The sequence below is a fragment of the Sphaerotilus sulfidivorans genome, from assembly GCF_013426975.1.
Lineage (GTDB): Bacteria > Pseudomonadota > Gammaproteobacteria > Burkholderiales > Burkholderiaceae_C > Sphaerotilus > Sphaerotilus sulfidivorans.
This window is the reverse complement of sequence record NZ_JACCPY010000003.1, coordinates 192,529-210,395: the sequence shown is the minus strand read 5'-3', so window position 1 is coordinate 210,395 and position 17,867 is coordinate 192,529. Positions and strand designations below refer to the sequence as shown.

Annotated in this window: 13 protein-coding genes and 5 tRNA genes; 16 read left to right on the top strand and 2 right to left on the bottom strand. The window is 66.2% G+C overall.

All coding sequences use genetic code 11. The features are described from left to right. The first annotated feature begins 2 nt into the window (after positions 1 to 2). The 12 genes from clpX (at position 3) to HZU84_RS03125 (ending at position 11,675) form a co-directional block, all read left to right on the top strand. Positions 3 to 1,283, top strand: coding sequence for an ATP-dependent Clp protease ATP-binding subunit ClpX (gene clpX / locus HZU84_RS03180; RefSeq protein WP_149503006.1), 1,281 nt, complete (start codon positions 3 to 5; stop codon positions 1,281 to 1,283). An 88-nt stretch (positions 1,284 to 1,371) separates the two neighbouring features. After that, positions 1,372 to 3,795, top strand: coding sequence for an endopeptidase La (lon, locus tag HZU84_RS03175; protein WP_149503007.1), 2,424 nt, complete (start codon positions 1,372 to 1,374; stop codon positions 3,793 to 3,795). Positions 3,796 to 3,911: 116 nt separating this feature from the next. Next, positions 3,912 to 3,987: transfer RNA gene (locus HZU84_RS03170), tRNA-Gly, on the top strand. A gap of 15 nt (positions 3,988 to 4,002) precedes the next feature. Next, positions 4,003 to 4,076, top strand: a tRNA-Cys gene (locus HZU84_RS03165). A gap of 8 nt (positions 4,077 to 4,084) precedes the next feature. Continuing rightward, positions 4,085 to 4,160: transfer RNA gene (locus HZU84_RS03160), tRNA-Gly, on the top strand. 49 nt (positions 4,161 to 4,209) lie between these two features. Next, positions 4,210 to 4,298, top strand: a tRNA-Leu gene (locus HZU84_RS03155). Between the two features lie 25 nt (positions 4,299 to 4,323). Next, positions 4,324 to 4,399 (top strand) — tRNA-Gly (locus HZU84_RS03150). A gap of 112 nt (positions 4,400 to 4,511) precedes the next feature. Next, a complete protein-coding gene (gene dnaB, locus HZU84_RS03145) occupies positions 4,512 to 5,933 on the top strand; it encodes a replicative DNA helicase (protein WP_149503008.1) in 1,422 nt (473 codons plus the stop codon). Between the two features lie 217 nt (positions 5,934 to 6,150). After that, entirely contained in the window at positions 6,151 to 7,338 is a 1,188-nt protein-coding gene (gene carA / locus HZU84_RS03140) for a glutamine-hydrolyzing carbamoyl-phosphate synthase small subunit (RefSeq protein WP_149503009.1), read from the top strand. After that, positions 7,331 to 10,609 carry a carbamoyl-phosphate synthase large subunit gene (gene carB / locus HZU84_RS03135; protein ID WP_149503010.1) on the top strand — a complete coding sequence of 1,093 codons (3,279 nt, stop codon included), beginning with the start codon at positions 7,331 to 7,333 and terminating at the stop codon, positions 10,607 to 10,609. The genes carA and carB overlap by 8 nt, the downstream gene beginning before the upstream one ends. A gap of 116 nt (positions 10,610 to 10,725) precedes the next feature. Then, on the top strand, positions 10,726 to 11,202 hold the full coding sequence (gene greA / locus HZU84_RS03130; RefSeq protein ID WP_037477629.1) for a transcription elongation factor GreA: 477 nt from the start codon (positions 10,726 to 10,728) through the stop codon (positions 11,200 to 11,202). A 26-nt stretch (positions 11,203 to 11,228) separates the two neighbouring features. After that, positions 11,229 to 11,675, top strand: coding sequence for a DUF4149 domain-containing protein (locus HZU84_RS03125; protein ID WP_180692771.1), 447 nt, complete (start codon positions 11,229 to 11,231; stop codon positions 11,673 to 11,675). A 72-nt stretch (positions 11,676 to 11,747) separates the two neighbouring features. Here HZU84_RS03125 and HZU84_RS03120 read toward each other — a convergent pair whose 3' ends face one another. Continuing rightward, positions 11,748 to 12,230: a YhbY family RNA-binding protein gene (locus tag HZU84_RS03120; RefSeq protein ID WP_149503011.1), complete on the bottom strand. Its 483-nt coding sequence runs from the start codon at positions 12,228 to 12,230 to the stop codon at positions 11,748 to 11,750. Positions 12,231 to 12,251: 21 nt separating this feature from the next. Here HZU84_RS03120 and HZU84_RS03115 point away from each other — a divergent pair, with 21 nt between their 5' ends. Both HZU84_RS03115 and ftsH read left to right on the top strand, forming a co-directional pair. After that, the gene (locus tag HZU84_RS03115) at positions 12,252 to 12,932 is read left to right on the top strand and encodes an RlmE family RNA methyltransferase (RefSeq protein WP_149503012.1); all 681 of its coding nucleotides are present in this window, start codon (positions 12,252 to 12,254) and stop codon (positions 12,930 to 12,932) included. A 217-nt stretch (positions 12,933 to 13,149) separates the two neighbouring features. Beyond that, on the top strand, positions 13,150 to 15,054 hold the full coding sequence (gene ftsH / locus HZU84_RS03110) for an ATP-dependent zinc metalloprotease FtsH (protein WP_149505174.1): 1,905 nt from the start codon (positions 13,150 to 13,152) through the stop codon (positions 15,052 to 15,054). A gap of 69 nt (positions 15,055 to 15,123) precedes the next feature. Here ftsH and murI read toward each other — a convergent pair whose 3' ends face one another. Beyond that, the gene (gene murI, locus HZU84_RS03105; RefSeq protein ID WP_244954438.1) at positions 15,124 to 15,963 is read right to left on the bottom strand and encodes a glutamate racemase; all 840 of its coding nucleotides are present in this window, start codon (positions 15,961 to 15,963) and stop codon (positions 15,124 to 15,126) included. A gap of 220 nt (positions 15,964 to 16,183) precedes the next feature. On the opposite strand from murI, the gene HZU84_RS03100 reads away from it, so the two are divergent. Then, positions 16,184 to 16,933, top strand: a complete 750-nt coding sequence (locus HZU84_RS03100) for an electron transfer flavoprotein subunit beta/FixA family protein (RefSeq protein WP_149503013.1) — start codon at positions 16,184 to 16,186, stop codon at positions 16,931 to 16,933. A 1-nt stretch (position 16,934) separates the two neighbouring features. Further along, entirely contained in the window at positions 16,935 to 17,864 is a 930-nt protein-coding gene (locus HZU84_RS03095; RefSeq protein ID WP_149503014.1) for an electron transfer flavoprotein subunit alpha/FixB family protein, read from the top strand. The last annotated feature ends 3 nt before the right edge of the window (positions 17,865 to 17,867 follow it).

Sequence of the window (17,867 nt, the reverse complement as noted above, 5' to 3'; positions counted from 1 at the left end):
CCATGCCTGACAAAAAAGGCTCTCCCGGCGAAAAGACGCTGTACTGCTCGTTCTGCGGCAAGAGCCAGCACGAGGTCAAGAAGCTGATCGCCGGCCCCTCGGTGTTCATCTGCGACGAGTGCATCGAGCTGTGCAACGACATCATCCGTGACGAGGCCCCGGGAGCCGAGGCCCAGGCCGGCGCCAAGGCCGGCCGCGACGATCTGCCGGTGCCGGCCGAGATCAAGGCCAGCCTCGACCAGTACGTGATCGGGCAGGAGCAGGCCAAGCGCACGCTGTCGGTGGCGGTCTACAACCACTACAAGCGCCTGAAGCACATGGCCGGCAAGACGAAGTCCGACGACGTCGAGCTGACCAAGAGCAACATCCTGCTGATCGGCCCGACCGGCTCGGGCAAGACGCTGCTGGCGCAGACGCTGGCGCGGCTGCTCAACGTGCCCTTCGTGATCGCCGACGCCACCACGCTCACCGAGGCGGGCTATGTCGGCGAGGACGTCGAGAACATCATCCAGAAGCTGCTGCAGAACTGCAACTACGAGGTCGAGCGCGCCCAGCGCGGCATCGTCTACATCGACGAGATCGACAAGATCAGCCGCAAGGCCGACAACCCGTCGATCACCCGCGATGTCTCCGGCGAGGGCGTGCAGCAGGCGCTGCTGAAGCTGGTCGAGGGCACGATGGCGTCGGTTCCCCCGCAGGGCGGGCGCAAGCATCCGAACCAGGATTTCCTGCAGATCGACACGACCAACATCCTGTTCATCTGCGGCGGTGCCTTCGACGGTCTGGAGAAGGTCATCGCCAACCGCTCCGAGAAGTCGGGCATCGGTTTCGGCGCCTCGGTCAAGAGCAAGCAGGAACGCAGCATCACCGAGGTGTTCCGCCAGATCGAGCCCGAGGATCTGGTCAAGTTCGGCCTGATTCCCGAACTGGTCGGCCGCCTGCCGGTGATCGCCACGCTGGGCGAGCTGACCGAGGACGCGCTGGTGCAGATCCTGACCGAGCCGAAGAACGCGCTGGTCAAGCAGTACCAGAAGCTGTTCGGCATGGACGGCGTCGAGCTGGAAGTGCGCTCGTCGGCGCTGTCGGCGATCTCGCGCAAGGCCCTCAAGCGCAAGACCGGCGCGCGCGGCCTGCGCTCGATCATGGAGCAGGCGCTGATGGACACGATGTTCGACCTGCCCACCTTCGACGGCGTCGCCAAGGTCGTCGTCGACGAGCACACCATCGAGGATGGCACGAAGCCGCTGCTCGTGTACCGCGAGCAGGCCAAGGCCAGCGCCTGAGTGATCCCGCACCGGGGCGCCGGGGCGGGAGTCGCCCTTGCAAACCGGTGCCGCGGTCCCAGATGGGACTGCAGAAAGAGAGGTTCTGATGTCAGGCCACCCCATTCTTCCCCCGGACCCGATCACGCTGCCGCTGCTGCCGCTGCGCGATGTCGTGGTCTTCCCGCACATGGTCATCCCGCTGTTCGTGGGCCGGCCGAAGTCGATCAAGGCCCTCGAGGCCGCGATGGAGGCGGGTCGCCAGATCATGCTGGTGGCCCAGAAGGCCGCCGGCAAGGACGAGCCCAAGCCCGACGACATGTTCGAGACCGGCTGCGTCTCCAGCATCCTGCAGATGCTGAAGCTGCCCGATGGCACGGTGAAGGTGCTGGTCGAGGGCATGCAGCGCGCCACCACCCAGAGCATCGACGACAGCGGCGAGCATTTCACCGCGGTGGTCACGCCGGTGCCGGTGCCCGACCAGGGCTCGCCGGAAATCGAGGCACTGCGCCGTGCGGTCACCCAGCAGTTCGACCAGTACGTCAAGCTCAACAAGAAGATTCCGCCGGAGATCCTGACCTCGATCGCCGGGATCGACGACGCCGGTCGTCTGGCCGACACCATCGCCGCGCACCTGCCGCTCAAGCTCGAGAACAAGCAGCTGGTGCTCGACATGGTGCCGGTCGACAAGCGCCTCGAGAAGCTGCTCGAGCTGCTCGAGCACGAGGTCGACATCCTCCAGGTCGAGAAGCGCATCCGCGGCCGCGTCAAGCGCCAGATGGAGAAGAGCCAGCGCGAGTACTACCTCAACGAGCAGGTCAAGGCCATCCAGAAGGAGCTCGGCGAGGGCGAGGAGGGCGCCGATCTCGAGGAGCTCGAGAAGAAGATCGCCGCTGCCCGCATGTCGAAGGAAGCGCGCAAGAAGGCCGATGCCGAGCTGAAGAAGCTCAAGCTGATGTCGCCGATGTCGGCCGAGGCCACCGTCGTGCGCAACTTCATCGACACGCTGGTCAACCTGCCGTGGGCGAAGAAGAGCAAGGTCAAGCACGACCTGCCGCTGGCCGAGGAGGTGCTCGACGAGGACCACTTCGGTCTCGACAAGGTCAAGGAACGCATTCTCGAGTACCTCGCGGTGCAGCAGCGCGTCGACAAGGTCAAGGCGCCCATCCTGTGCCTGGTCGGACCGCCGGGCGTGGGCAAGACCTCGCTGGGGCAGTCGGTGGCGCGCGCCACCGGCCGCAAGTTCGTCCGCATGGCGCTGGGCGGCGTGCGCGACGAGGCCGAGATCCGCGGCCACCGCCGCACCTACATCGGCTCGATGCCGGGCAAGGTGCTGCAGTCGCTGACCAAGGTCGGCGTGCGCAATCCGCTGTTCCTGCTCGACGAGATCGACAAGCTGGGCATGGACTTCCGGGGCGACCCGTCGTCGGCGCTGCTCGAGGTGCTCGATCCTGAGCAGAACCATACCTTCAGCGACCATTACGTCGAGGTCGACTTCGACCTGTCGGACGTGATGTTCATCGCCACGTCCAACAGCATGAACATTCCGCCGGCGCTGCTCGACCGGATGGAAGTCATCCGCCTGTCGGGCTACACCGAGGACGAGAAGGTCTCGATTGCCCAGCGCTACCTGCTGCCCAAGCAGCGCGAGAACAACGGCGTCAAGGACAGCGAGATGGAGGTCACCGAGGACGCCATCCGCGCGGTGATCCGCTACTACACCCGCGAGGCTGGCGTGCGCTCGCTCGAGCGCGAGGTCTCCAAGATCTGCCGCAAGGTGGTCAAGGGCCTGTCGCTGAAGAAGTACGAGGGCCAGGTCGTCGTGACGGCCGAGAACCTCAACGACTTCCTGGGCGTGCGCAAGTACAGCTACGGCGAGGCCGAGAAGGACAACCAGGTCGGTCAGGTCAACGGGCTGGCCTGGACCGAGGTGGGCGGCGACCTGCTGACCATCGAGGCCGCGGTGATGAACGGCAAGGGTGCCATCACCCGCACCGGCTCGCTCGGCGACGTGATGAAGGAATCGGTCGAGGCCGCGCGCACCGTGGTGCGCAGCCGTGCCGCCCGCCTGGGCATCAAGGACGAGCTGTTCGAGAAGCGTGACATCCACATTCACGTGCCCGACGGCGCCACGCCCAAGGATGGTCCGAGCGCGGGTGCCGCGATGGCCACCGCCTTCGTGTCGGCGCTGACCGGCATCCCGGTGCGTGCCGATGTCGCGATGACCGGCGAGATCACGCTGCGCGGCGAGGTCACCGAGATCGGCGGGCTGAAGGAGAAGCTGCTGGCGGCCCACCGCGGCGGCATCCGCACCGTGCTGATCCCGCAGGACAATGCCAAGGATCTCCAGGACATTCCCGAGAACGTCAAGAGCCAGCTCGAGATCATTCCGGTGAAGTGGTTCGATCGTGTCCTGGAAGTGGCCCTCGAGCGTCTGCCCGAGCCGCTGCCTGACGAGGAGATCAAGGCCGAAGCGCCGAAGGCGGCCGAGCCTGCCGTGGGCGCGGTCATCGAAGCGGCGACCAAGCACTGACGGGTGCACTGAAAAAAAACGGCCGAAACGCTTGCGCGTCGAGAATAAGGTGTTCTATACTTTCGTTCTCGACGCAGCGCAGACAACCAAATCAGCGCAGCAAAGCGAAGAGAAATGCGGGAATAGCTCAGTTGGTAGAGCGCAACCTTGCCAAGGTTGAGGTCGCGAGTTCGAGCCTCGTTTCCCGCTCCAGATACTGATGTCGGTGGCGCGGTAGCAAAGCGGTTATGCAGCGGATTGCAAATCCGTCCAGGGCGGTTCGACTCCGCCCCGCGCCTCCAGAGTCGATGCGGGAATAGCTCAGTTGGTAGAGCGCAACCTTGCCAAGGTTGAGGTCGCGAGTTCGAGCCTCGTTTCCCGCTCCAGATTCTCGTCTGGTGTCATGATCGCGAAGAATTCAGGTTCTCGCTTCAGGCCCGGGTGGTGAAACTGGTAGACACTGCGGACTTAAAATCCGCCGCCTTGAAAAGGGCGTACGGGTTCGATTCCCGTCCCGGGCACCAGTTTCGACAAGTCATTGCCAGTTACGCGGGAATAGCTCAGTTGGTAGAGCGCAACCTTGCCAAGGTTGAGGTCGCGAGTTCGAGCCTCGTTTCCCGCTCCAACATAAAAAGAGTCGTCCACCGGACGACTCTTTTTTTTGTCCCATCATCCTCGGTGGGCGATGTCGCGCTGCCGGTGTCCTCGTCCGGCACGCAGGTGCCTATCATTGCGCCATGTCTTCCCAGATCCCCGGCTACTTTCCTTCTCCCGGCTCGCGCGGCACTGACGACGAGGTCGCGCGCCTGCGCGTGCCACCGCATTCGATCGAGGCCGAGCAGAGCGTTCTCGGCGGCCTGCTGCTCGACAACAGCGCCTCCGACCGTGCCGGCGATGTGCTGAGCGAATCGGATTTCTACCGCTACGAGCATCGGCTGATCTACACCGCGATCATGTCGCTGGTCAGCGGCAGTCGTCCGGCCGATGTGATCACCGTCTTCGAGCAGCTGCAGAGCCTGGGCAAGGCGGAGGAGGTCGGGGGACTGGCCTATCTGAATGCGCTGGCCAACAGCGTGCCGGGCGCGGCCAATCTGCGTCGCTATGCCGAGATCGTGCGCGAACGTGCGATCCTGCGCCGCCTGGTCGAGACCAGCGACGAGATCGCCACCCGTGCGCTCAATCCGCAGGGTGCGGCCGTGTCGGCCATCCTGGACGAGGCCGAGGCCAAGATCTTCAAGATCGGCGAGGAGGGCTCGCGCAACAAGCAGGGTTTCCATTCGCTCGACAATCTGGTGGTGCAGCTGATCGACCGGGTGCAGGAGCTGGCCGACAGCGGCGCCGGCGATGTGACCGGCGTGGCCAGCGGCTTCATCGATCTCGACCGGATGACGGCCGGCCTGCAGGGCGGCGACCTGATCATCCTGGCGGCACGGCCGTCGATGGGCAAGACCGCCTTTGCGCTCAACATCGCCGAACATGTGGCGGTGAAGGAGCGCAAGCCGGTGGTCGTGTTCTCGATGGAAATGGGCGCGTCGCAGCTGGCGCTGCGGATGGTGGGTTCGCTCGGGCGCATCGACCAGCAGCACCTGCGCACCGGCGCGCTGACCGACGACGAGTGGGGGCGGCTGTCGGAGGTGCTCGACCTGCTGCATGGCGTGAGCCTGTTCATCGACGAGACACCGGCGCTCACGCCGGGCGAGGTGCGGGCGCGCTCGCGCCGTCAGGCCCGCCAGTTCGGCCAGCTCGGCCTGATCGTCATCGACTACCTGCAGCTGATGAGCGGCTCTGCCTCCAGCAGCGGCGAGAACCGCGCGACCGAGATCTCCGAGATCTCTCGCGGCCTGAAGGCACTGGCCAAGGAGCTGCACTGTCCGGTGATCGCGCTGTCGCAGCTCAACCGCTCGGTCGAGACCCGGACCGACAAGCGGCCGATGATGTCGGACCTGCGCGAATCGGGTGCAATCGAGCAGGATGCGGACGTCATCATGTTCATCTACCGCGACGAGTACTACAACAAGGATTCGAAGGAGCCGGGCGTGGCCGAGATCATCATCGGCAAGCAGCGTAACGGCCCGGTCGGCACGGTCAAGCTGGCGTTCATGAAGCCGCTGACCAAGTTCGAGAACCTGGCGCCGGGCAGCTACGGCGACGAGTACTGATGATCACCGCTCGCGGGCTTCTGGTTTCCGAGCAGTGACAGGGGCTGGCCGGGTAAACCCCGATCCGGCTATAATCCTCAGGTTTGTCCGCCAACAACGCAGCCCAGCGCCATCGCGGCGTCAACCCCCCGGATCCGGCATGTGCCGGATCTCGTGGACGACCTGGTTGACCGCCGAGTTCCGATGCCGCGCTGGGCTTGCCCACATCGGAGTTCCCGTGCTGCCCGTCCTGCCTCCCGCCATTCTCGCCCTCGCAGACGGCACGGTCTTTCTTGGTACCTCGATCGGCGCTGCCGGTCACACGGTCGGTGAAGTGGTGTTCAACACCTCGATCACCGGCTATCAGGAAATCCTCACTGACCCCAGCTACTGCCGGCAGATCGTGACCCTCACGTATCCGCACATCGGCAACTATGGTGTCAACGAGCAGGATGTCGAGGCCTCGAAAGTCCATGCCGCCGGTCTGATCATCAAGGATCTGCCTGTCCGCGCTTCCAATTTCCGTCAGACCCTGACGCTGACCGAGTACCTGGTCCGCGAGGGCACGATGGCCATCGCCGACATCGACACCCGTCGCCTGACGCGCGTTCTGCGCACGAAGGGCGCGCAGAACGGCTGCACCATGTCGTTCACGGCTGACACCGTCGTGACGCAGGCGATGATCGACGAGGCGGTCGCGCTGGCGCGCTCGGCGCCGAGCATGGCCGGCCAGGATCTGGCCCAGGTCGTGACCCGCACCGCCACCGAGGCGTGGACCGAGACCGAGTGGCGCCTGACCACCGAGGCCGGCGGCCCCGGCTTCGGCGCGCAGACCGAGCCGCGCTTCCATGTCGTGGCCTATGACTTCGGCGTCAAGCGCAACATCCTGCGCATGCTGGCCGAGCGCGGCTGCAAGGTCACGGTCGTGCCGGCCAAGACCCCGGCGGCCGAGGCGCTGGCCCTGAACCCGGACGGCATCTTCCTGTCGAACGGCCCCGGCGACCCGGAGCCCTGCGACTACGCGATCGCCGCGGCCAAGGAACTGATCGAGACCGGCATCCCGACCTTCGGCATCTGCCTGGGTCACCAGATCATGGCGCTGGCCTCGGGGGCGAAGACCTTCAAGATGAAGTTCGGCCACCACGGCGGCAACCACCCGGTCAAGGATCTGGACAACGGTCGCGTGTCGATCACCAGCCAGAACCACGGCTTCGCGGTCGATGCCGACACGCTGCCGGCCAACCTGCGCCCGACGCATGTGAGCCTGTTCGACGGCACGCTCCAGGGCCTGGCCCGCACCGACCGTCCGGCCTTCTGCTTCCAGGGCCACCCGGAAGCCTCGCCCGGCCCGCACGACATCGCCTACCTGTTCGACCGCTTCACTGCGCTGATGAACGACAAGCAAGCGGAGAAGAAGAATGCCTAAGCGCAGCGACCTGAAATCCATTCTCATCATCGGCGCCGGCCCGATCATCATCGGCCAGGCCTGCGAGTTCGACTATTCCGGCGCCCAGGCCTGCAAGGCCCTGCGCGAGGAAGGCTACAAGGTCATCCTGGTCAATTCGAACCCGGCGACGATCATGACCGACCCGGCCACGGCCGACGTCACCTACATCGAGCCGATCACCTGGCAGGTGGTCGAGAAGATCATCGCCAAGGAGCGCCCGGACGCGATCCTGCCGACCATGGGCGGCCAGACCGCGCTGAACTGCGCGCTTGACCTGCACAAGCACGGCGTGCTGGACAAGTACAAGGTCGAGATGATCGGTGCCAACGAGCACGCGATCGAGAAGGCCGAGGACCGTCTGAAGTTCAAGGACGCGATGACCAAGATCGGTCTGGGCTCGGCCAAGTCGGGCATCGCGCACTCGATGGAAGAGGCCTGGGCCGTCCAGAAGGCGATCCAGGCCGAGGTCGGCGGCTCCGGCTTCCCGATGGTGATCCGCCCCAGCTTCACGCTGGGCGGCACCGGCGGCGGCATCGCCTACAACCCGGAAGAGTTCGAGGAGATCTGCAAGCGCGGCATCGACCTCTCGCCGACCAACGAGCTGCTGATCGAGGAATCGCTGATCGGCTGGAAGGAATACGAGATGGAAGTGGTCCGCGACCGTGCGGACAACTGCATCATCGTCTGCTCGATCGAGAACCTCGACCCGATGGGCATCCACACCGGTGACTCGATCACCGTGGCGCCGGCCCAGACGCTGACCGACCGCGAGTACCAGCTGCTGCGCGACGCCTCGATCGCGATCCTGCGCGAGATCGGCGTCGACACCGGCGGCTCGAACGTGCAGTTCTCGATCAACCCGCGTGACGGCCGCATGGTCGTCATCGAGATGAACCCGCGCGTCTCGCGTTCCTCGGCGCTGGCGTCGAAGGCGACCGGCTTCCCGATCGCCAAGATCGCCGCGAAGCTGGCGGTGGGCTACACGCTGGATGAACTGAAGAACGACATCACCGGCGGCGCGACCCCGGCGTCCTTCGAGCCGTCGATCGACTATGTCGTCACCAAGATCCCGCGCTTCGCCTTCGAGAAGTTCCCGGCGGCCGACGCGCACCTGACGACGCAGATGAAGTCGGTGGGCGAGGTGATGGCCATGGGCCGCACCTTCCAGGAGTCGTTCCAGAAGGCGCTGCGCGGTCTGGAGACCGGCATCGACGGTCTGACCGAGCGCTCCACCGACCGCGACGAGATCATCGAGGAGATCGGCGAGCCCGGTCCCGAGCGCATCCTGTTCGTCGGGGACGCCTTCCGTCTGGGCATGACGCTCGACGAGATCTTCGAGGAAACCGCGATCGACCCGTGGTTCCTGGCGCAGATCGAGCAGATCATCCAGACCGAGACCCAGCTCAAGGGCCGCACCCTCGAGAGCCTGTCGGCCGCCGAGCTGCGCTTCCTGAAGAAGAAGGGCTTCTCGGACAAGCGCCTGGGCAAGCTGCTGGGCTCGAACCAGCATGACGTGCGCCGCGCGCGCCAGGCCCTGGGCGTGCGCCCGGTCTACAAGCGCGTCGACACCTGCGCGGCCGAGTTCGCCACGCAGACCGCCTACCTGTACTCCTGCTACGAGGGTCTGGACGGCGAGTGCGAGGCCGAGCCGACCGACAGGAAGAAGATCATGGTGCTGGGCGGGGGCCCGAACCGCATCGGCCAGGGCATCGAGTTCGACTACTGCTGCGTTCACGCGGCCCTCGCCATGCGCGAGGACGGCTTTGAAACCATCATGGTCAACTGCAACCCCGAGACCGTCTCGACCGACTACGACACCTCCGACCGCCTGTACTTCGAGCCGGTGACGCTGGAGGACGTGCTCGAGATCGTCGACAAGGAGCGTCCCGTCGGCGTGATCGTGCAGTACGGCGGCCAGACCCCGCTGAAGCTGGCGCTCGACCTGGAAGCCAACGGCGTGCCCATCATCGGCACGACGCCCGACTCGATCGACATCGCCGAGGACCGCGAGCGCTTCCAGAAGCTGCTCAACGAGCTGGGCCTGAAGCAGCCGCCCAACCGCACCGCCCGCGCCGAGAGCGAGGCGATCGCGCTGGCCAACGAGATCGGCTACCCGCTGGTCGTGCGCCCGAGCTATGTGCTGGGCGGCCGCGCGATGGAGATCGTGCACGGCGACAAGGACCTCGAGCGCTACATGCGCGAAGCGGTGCGTGTCTCCGACAAGTCGCCGGTGCTGCTCGACCGCTTCCTCGATGATGCGGTCGAGGTCGATGTCGACTGCATCGCCGACGCCGGCGGCGACGTGATGATCGGCGGCATCATGGAGCACATCGAGCAGGCCGGCGTGCACTCCGGCGACTCGGCGTGCTCGCTCCCCCCCTACACGCTCAGCGCCGTGCTGCAGGACGAGCTGCGTCGCCAGACCGCCCAGATGGCCAAGGCGCTGAAGGTGGTCGGCCTGATGAACGTGCAGTTCGCGATCCAGGGCGACGTGACTGGCGGGCTCGATGCCTGCACCGTCTACGTGCTGGAAGTGAACCCGCGCGCCTCGCGCACCGTGCCCTACGTCTCGAAGGCCACCGGCCAGTCGCTGGCGAAGATCGCCGCGCGCTGCATGGCCGGCCAGAAGCTGGCCGACCAGAAGGGCTTGAACGGCGAGGCGCCGCGCGAGATCGTGCCGCCGTACTTCAGCGTCAAGGAAGCGGTCTTCCCGTTCAACAAGTTCCCTGGCGTCGACCCGATCCTGAGCCCGGAAATGCGCTCGACCGGCGAAGTCATGGGCACCGGCAAGACCTTCGCCGAGGCAATGCTCAAGAGCCAGCTCGGTGCGGGCTCGCGCCTGCCGCGCAGCGGCAACGTGGTGATCTCGGTCAAGGCCAGCGATCACGCCCGCGCCGTCGGCGTGGCGCGCGACCTGCACCAGCTCGGCTTCGGCATCGTCGCGACCAAGGGCACCGCTGCGGCCATCGCTGCCGGTGGCATCCCGGTCAAGGTGGTCAACAAGCTGAAGGACGGCCGTCCGCACATCGTCGACATGATCAAGGGCGGCGAGATCCAGCTGGTCTTCACCACCGTCGACGAGACCCGCACCGCGATTGCCGACTCGCGCCACATCCGCACTGCGGCCCTGGCCAACCGGGTGACCTACTACACCACGATGGCCGGCTGCGAGGCCGCCACCGAGGCGCTGAAGCACCAGGACGGACTGAGCGTCGTGTCGCTGCAGGAACTGCACGCCGAGCTCGGCTGAAACTGAACTAAACTGCGCGGGCTGCCGCCCGTGCAGCCCCGTGCCGCCGCCGGCCTTCCGCAAGGAAGCAGGCGGCGGTTCGCTTTTGTTGATACCCGACCGATCGAAGAACACCCATGGCCACGATTCCGCTGACCAAGCGCGGCGCCGAGCTGCTGAAGGAAGAGCTGCACCGCCTCAAGACCGTCGAACGCCCGGCGGTCATCCAGGCGATCGCCGAGGCCCGCGCCCAGGGCGACCTGTCCGAGAACGCCGAGTACGACGCCGCCAAGGACAAGCAGGGCTTCATCGAGGGCCGCATCCTCGAGGTCGAGGCCAAGCTGTCGGTCGGACAGGTGATCGATCCGGCTTCGCTCAATGCCGGCGGCAAGGTGGTGTTCGGTGCCACCGTCGATCTGGAAGAGGAAGAAAGCGGCGACGCGGTCACCTATCAGATCGTCGGCGAGGACGAGGCCGACATCAAGTTCGGCCGCATCTCGGTGGGGTCGCCGATCGCACGCGCGCTGATCGGCAAGGAAGCCGGCGACGTCGCCACCGTCAATGCACCCGGTGGCCTGAAGAACTACGAGATCATCGAGGTCCGCTACTGCTGAGCGGCAGGGCCGGGCAAGGAGAGCCGATGTTGCTGTGTCGCATCCGCACGCTGCTGGCCGCGCTGTGGCTCGGGCTGGTCGTCACGCTCGGCGCGGCGGTGACGCCGACGCTGTTCGCGATGCTCGAGCGCACCGAGGCTGGCCGCATCGCCGGTCAGCTCTTCCGCATCGAGGCCCATGCGGGCCTGGGGCTGGCGGTGGCGCTGTTCCTGATCGAGCGCCGGCTGGCCTCGCTGCGCATGGCCGCGGGGCGTGGTTCGGTGATGTCGCTGAACCTGCTGCTGGTGCTGGGCGCGCTGTTCTGCACCGTGCTGGGCTTCTTCGCGCTGCAGCCGATGATGGAGGCGGCACGGCTTGGCCAGGGCAGCTTCAGCTTCGGTGCGCTGCATGGCGCCTCGAGCACGCTCTTCCTGGTCAAGGGCCTGCTGCTGCTGGGGCTGGTCTGGCGCGCTGCGGGCGAGAGTCCGGCCTGAAAAGGCACAGGCCCCCGCAGCGATGAGATGCTGCGGGGGCCTGTTCTTCTTGGCAGTCTGCTTTGAGCCGGCTCAGTCCTGCTGGCGCTTCTTGGTGCTGGTGGGGCGGTTCTTGGCCCGCTTGACCAGGCCGCCGGTGGTCAGACGCTGGTTGCCCAGGATGGTGACCTTCTTGATCTGCGCGCGGTGCGATCCGCTCTTCGAGAAGGTCAGCAGCTTGACGACACGCGGCGCGGCGGCGCGGCGGTCCTCGCTGCGCTCTTCGGTGCGCTCCTTTTCGGGCAGCGGGCGCCACAGCACCAGCAGCTTGCCGATATGCTGGATCGGCGCGGCATCGAGTTCATGCGCGAGCTGGACCAGCAGGCCCTCGCGCGCACCGCGGTCGTCGCTGAAGACGCGCACCTTGATCAGTCCGTGCGCTTTCAGCGCGGCATCGGTCTCCTTGAGGACGGCAGGGGTCAGGCCCTCGGATCCGATCATGACGACGGGATCGAGGTGATGGGCCGCAGCGCGATGTTCCTTGCGCTGGGCCGGGGTCAGTTGGATGGCAGCCATGCCTCTATTATCGTTCCTAGCATGAAGATCGACAGCAAGAGCAAGAAAATCAACAAGGCGTGGCTGAACGCGCACGTCAACGACCCCTATGTGCGGCAGGCGCAGAAGGAGGGCTACCGCTCTCGTGCGGCCTACAAGCTCAAGGAGATCGACGAGACCTTTCACCTGATCCGGCCCGGACAGGTGGTGGTCGATCTGGGCGCGTCGCCCGGTGCCTGGAGCCAGTATCTGCGCCGTCGCTTTGCGCCGAAGGAGGCCGGCGCCGGTGGTGCGGCCGTCGGCGAGCTCGACGGCACGATCATCGCGCTGGACCTGCTGGACTTCGAGCCGATCGAGGGCGTGAACTTCATCCAGGGCGACTTCCGCGAGGATGCGGTGCTGCAGCAGCTGGTGAGCATGCTGGGCGGCCGGCCGGTGGATGTGGTCGTCTCCGACATGGCGCCCAATCTCTCGGGTGTCGGCGTGACCGATGCGGCGCGGGTCGAGCTGCTGATCGAGCTGGCGATCGACTTCGCGCAGTCGCATCTGAAGCCCGAGGGCGCGCTGGTCTGCAAGGTCTTCCATGGCGGCGGCTACGCCCAGCTCGTCGAGCTGTTCCGCCAGCATTTCCGGGTCGTCAAGCCGTGCAAGCCGAAGGCCTCGCGGGACAAATCTTCCGAAACCTTTCTGGTCGGCATCGGTCTCAAGCGCAGGTCGGCCTGATAAATGGCAACGATCTTGTCGGCACGGGGTCTCGTGTCGATGTCGTCCATGACTTTTACCCCGGGGCACAAGGTCTTCCGGGCATTTCGTCAGGGGCGGGGGGGTTGACTGGACTAGAATCGTCCACATCTACCGCGTTGGTGCATCCGTCCTGCTGTCGGGACCGGATGCAGAGCCCGCGAATCGGGCAGGAGATTGGATCAATGAAGGAGCCGCGGTGAACAATCAATGGTTCTCCAAAGTCGCTGTGTGGCTGGTGATCGCCCTCGTGCTGTTCACTGTCTTCAAGCAATTCGACCGCACGGCCACCGCCGGCAACCAGATCGGGTATTCGGAATTCCTCGAGGAGGTCCGCGCCAAGCGCATCCGGGAGGTGGTCCTGCAGGAAAACCCGGGCGGCGCGGAGATCGAGGCGCTGACCACCGACGACAAGCGCATCCGCACAACGGCCACCTATCTGGACCGCGGGCTGGTTGGCGACCTGATCAACAACGGCATCAAGTTCCGTGTCAAGCCGCGTGACGAGCCTTCGCTGCTGACCAGCCTGCTGATCTCCTGGGGTCCGATGCTGCTGCTGATCGGCGTGTGGGTCTACTTCATGCGCCAGATGCAGGGCGGCGGCAAGGGCGGGGCGTTCAGCTTCGGCAAGAGCCGTGCGCGCATGCTCGACGACACCAACAACTCGGTCACCTTCGCCGATGTCGCCGGTTGCGACGAGGCCAAGGAGGAGGTCAAGGAGCTGGTGGACTTCCTGAAGGATCCGCAGAAGTTCCAGAAGCTCGGCGGCCGCATCCCGCGTGGCGTGCTGATGGTCGGCCCTCCGGGCACCGGCAAGACGCTGCTGGCCAAGTCGATCGCCGGCGAAGCCAAGGTGCCGTTCTTCTCGATCTCCGGCTCCGACTTCGTTGAAATGTTCGTCGGTGTCGGTGCCGCCCGTGTGCGCGACATGTTCGAGCAGGCCAAGAAGAACGCGCCGTGCATCATCTTCATCGATGAAATCGATGCGGTCGGTCGCCATCGTGGCGCCGGCCTGGGCGGTGGCAACGACGAGCGCGAGCAGACCCTGAACCAGATGCTGGTCGAGATGGACGGCTTCGAGACCAATCTCGGCGTCATCGTGATCGCGGCGACCAACCGTCCGGACATCCTGGATCCGGCGCTGCTGCGCCCGGGCCGCTTCGACCGTCAGGTCTATGTGACGCTGCCGGACGTGCGTGGTCGCGAGCAGATCCTGAACGTGCACATGCGCAAGATTCCGATCGGCCAGGACATCCGCGCTGACATCCTGGCGCGTGGCACACCGGGTTTCTCCGGTGCCGATCTGGCCAACCTGGTCAACGAGGCCGCCCTGTTCGCCGCCCGCCGCAATGCGCGCGTGGTCGACATGGTCGACTTCGAGAAGGCCAAGGACAAGATCATGATGGGCCCCGAGCGCAAGTCCATGGTCATGCCCGAGGAGGAGCGCAAGAACACCGCCTATCACGAGGCCGGTCACGCGCTGGTGGCTCGCCTGCTGCCCAAGACCGACCCGGTGCACAAGGTGACGATCATCCCGCGCGGTCGTGCGCTGGGCGTGACGATGCAGCTGCCCGAAGGCGACCGCTACAGCATGGACAAGGGCCGCATGCTCTCGACCATCTCGGTGCTCTTTGGCGGCCGCATCGCCGAAGAGGTCTTCATGGACCAGATGACCACTGGCGCCAGCAACGACTTCGAGCGTGCGACCCAGATCGCCCGCGACATGGTGACCCGCTACGGCATGACCGATGCGCTCGGTCCGATGGTCTACGCCGACAACGAGGGCGAGGTCTTCCTCGGCCGCTCGGTCACGAAGACCACCAACATGTCCGAGCAGACGATGCAGAAGGTCGATGGCGAGATTCGGCGCATCATCGACGAGCAGTACGCGCTGGCGCGTCGCCTCATCGAGGAGCATCAGGACAAGATGCATGTCATGGCCAAGGCGCTGCTCGACTGGGAAACCATCGATGCCGAGCAGATCGACGACATCATGAACGGGCGTCCGCCGCGTCCGCCGAAGGACTGGACCCCGTCGGTCGGCCGGCCCGGTGGTCCGTCGAATCCGTCGGTCAGCTCCGGCAATGCCGCTGCCACGGCCTGATGATCTGACCTGACGGCGCAAGCCGGACCGATGCGAACGGGGCCTGAGGGCCCCGTTTGTCTTGTTGACTCAGTCTGGAATCGCCGCTGCTTCGGCCTGCCAGGCGAAATCCAGCCAGCGCCTGGCGAAGCTCTCCAGCCGGACCTGCTCGCCGGTGGTCCACAGCCTGGCCGCATCGGTGGCGGCTGCCACCGGCAATGCAGTTCGGGCTGGCAGCGACTCGCACAGGTGGCGTGTGCGCCGCGCGACTGCGTCCGAGGTGTCGATCAGCCTGACCATCGGGCCGAGTTCGGCCTGGATGTGATGAGCGACGAAGGGATAGTGGGTGCAGCCGAGCACCACGGTGTCGACCTGCTGCTCGCGCAGCGGCGCGCAGTGCTCGGCAACCCTGGACCTGACCTCGGGTGAATCGACTTCGCCGCCTTCGATGGCTGCGGCCAGGCCGGGGCAGGGCTGCAGCCGCAGGTCGACATGAGCCGCGTGGGCCTGGGCCAGCAACCGGAAGCGCTCGCTGCGCAGCGTGCCGGTGGTGGCCATCACGCCGATGCGGCCGTTGCGCGTCAGTCCGGCGGCCGGCTTGATGCCCGGCTCGACGCCGACGATCGGCCAGACCGGATGGTCCTGGCGCAGCGCGGAAACGGCCGCTGCGGTCGCGGTGTTGCAGGCGATGACCAGCAGATCGGCGCCGCGTTTGCGCAGGAAGGCGGCAATCGCGCGCGACCGGGCGATGACATGCGCGTCGCCGCGCTCGCCGTAGGGTGCATGACCGGAGTCGGCCACATACATCAGCTCGGCCGCCGGCAGCAGCGAGCGGATCGCACGCAGCACCGACAGTCCGCCCAGCCCGGAATCGAACACGCCGATGCGAGCGGTGGCCGCGGAGGGAGGGCAGGCAGTCGGCGTGATCACGGCAGAAAGGCAGGCAGGCAAGGTCGGCCGGGCAGTCTAGCAGCCGCCTTCTCAGGGAGATCCCGAGGTGCGTGACCCGGAAACGTCGCCGTTTTCATTCTAGAATCGAACGGTCGTGCTTTTTTGAGGCGACGGTGCCACAATCCGTCGCAATTTCATCCGAGCCGGACCCTAAAATCCGGCTCCCCATCTACAGCATGCAGACTTTGGAGAACCTCGCATGAAGGCACTCGTACCCGTCAAGCGGGTGGTCGACTACAACGTGAAGGTGCGCGTGAAGAGCGACGGCACCGGCGTGGACATCGCCAACGTGAAGATGAGCATGAACCCCTTCGACGAGATTGCCGTCGAGGAAGCGGTGCGACTGAAGGAGAAGGGCATCGTCACGGAGATCGTGGCGGTGTCGTGCGGCGTGAGCCAGTGCCAGGAGACGCTGCGCACGGCGATGGCCATCGGTGCCGACCGCGGCATCCTGGTCGAGACCGATGCCGAACTGCAACCGCTGGCGGTGGCGAAGATCCTGAAGGCGCTGGTCGACAAGGAACAGCCCGGCCTGGTGATCCTGGGCAAGCAGGCGATCGACGACGACTGCAACCAGACTGGCCAGATGCTGGCGGCGCTGGCGGATCTGCCGCAGGCGACCTTCGCGTCGAAGGTCGAGGTGGCGGACGGCCGTGCAGTGGTGACACGCGAGGTCGACGGCGGTCTGGAGACGGTGTCGGTGGCGCTGCCGGCGGTGCTGACGACGGACCTGCGCCTGAACGAGCCGCGGTATGTCACGCTGCCGAACATCATGAAGGCGAAGAAGAAGCCGCTGGAGACCGTCAAGCCGGACGCGCTGGGCGTGGACGTGGGGCCGCGCATCAAGACGCTGCAGGTGGCCGAGCCGGCCAAGCGCAGCGCCGGCATCAAGGTGGCGGACGTGGCGACGCTGGTCGCCAAGCTGAAGAACGAAGCGAAGGTGATCTGAGATGGCTGCACTCGTCATTGCTGAACACGACAATGCGTCCATCAAGGGTGCGACGCTGAACACCGTGACCGCTGCGGCGCAGCTCGGTGAAGTGCATGTGCTGGTCGCGGGCGCGAACGCCGCGGCGGCCGCGGCGGCCGCGGCGCAGATCGCCGGCGTCGCCAAGGTGCTGCATGCGGACGGTGGCAGCCTGGCCGACGGCCTGGCCGAGAACCTCGCGGCGCAGGTGCTGACGGTGGCCGGCGGCTACAGCCACCTGCTGTTCCCGGCGACGGCCAGCGGCAAGAACGTCGCGCCGCGCGTGGCGGCCAAGCTGGACGTGGCCCAGGTCAGCGACATCACCCGGGTCGTCAGCGCCGACACCTTCGAGCGCCCGATCTACGCCGGCAACGCGGTCGCCACCGTGCAGAGCCTGGACGCCGTCAAGGTCATCACCGTGCGCTCGACTGGCTTCGACGCCGCGGCCGCCACCGGCGGCAGCGCCGCGGTGGAGACCGTCGCTGCAGCCGCCGACTCCGGCAAGAGCACCTTCGTCGGCCGCGAGGTCACGAAGAGCGACCGTCCGGAGCTGACCGCCGCGAAGATCATCGTCTCGGGTGGCCGCGCGCTGGGCTCGAGCGAGAAGTTCGACGAAGTGCTGACGCCGCTTGCCGACAAGCTCGGCGCCGCGCTGGGCGCCAGCCGCGCCGCGGTCGATGCCGGCTACGCGCCGAACGACTGGCAGGTCGGCCAGACCGGCAAGATCGTCGCGCCGCAGCTGTATGTGGCCTGCGGCATCTCGGGCGCGATCCAGCACCTGGCCGGCATGAAGGACTCCAAGGTGATCGTCGCGATCAACAAGGATCCGGAGGCCCCGATCTTCCAGGTGGCCGACTACGGCCTGGAAGCCGACCTGTTCGCGGCCGTGCCTGAGCTGGTCAAGACCCTCTGATCC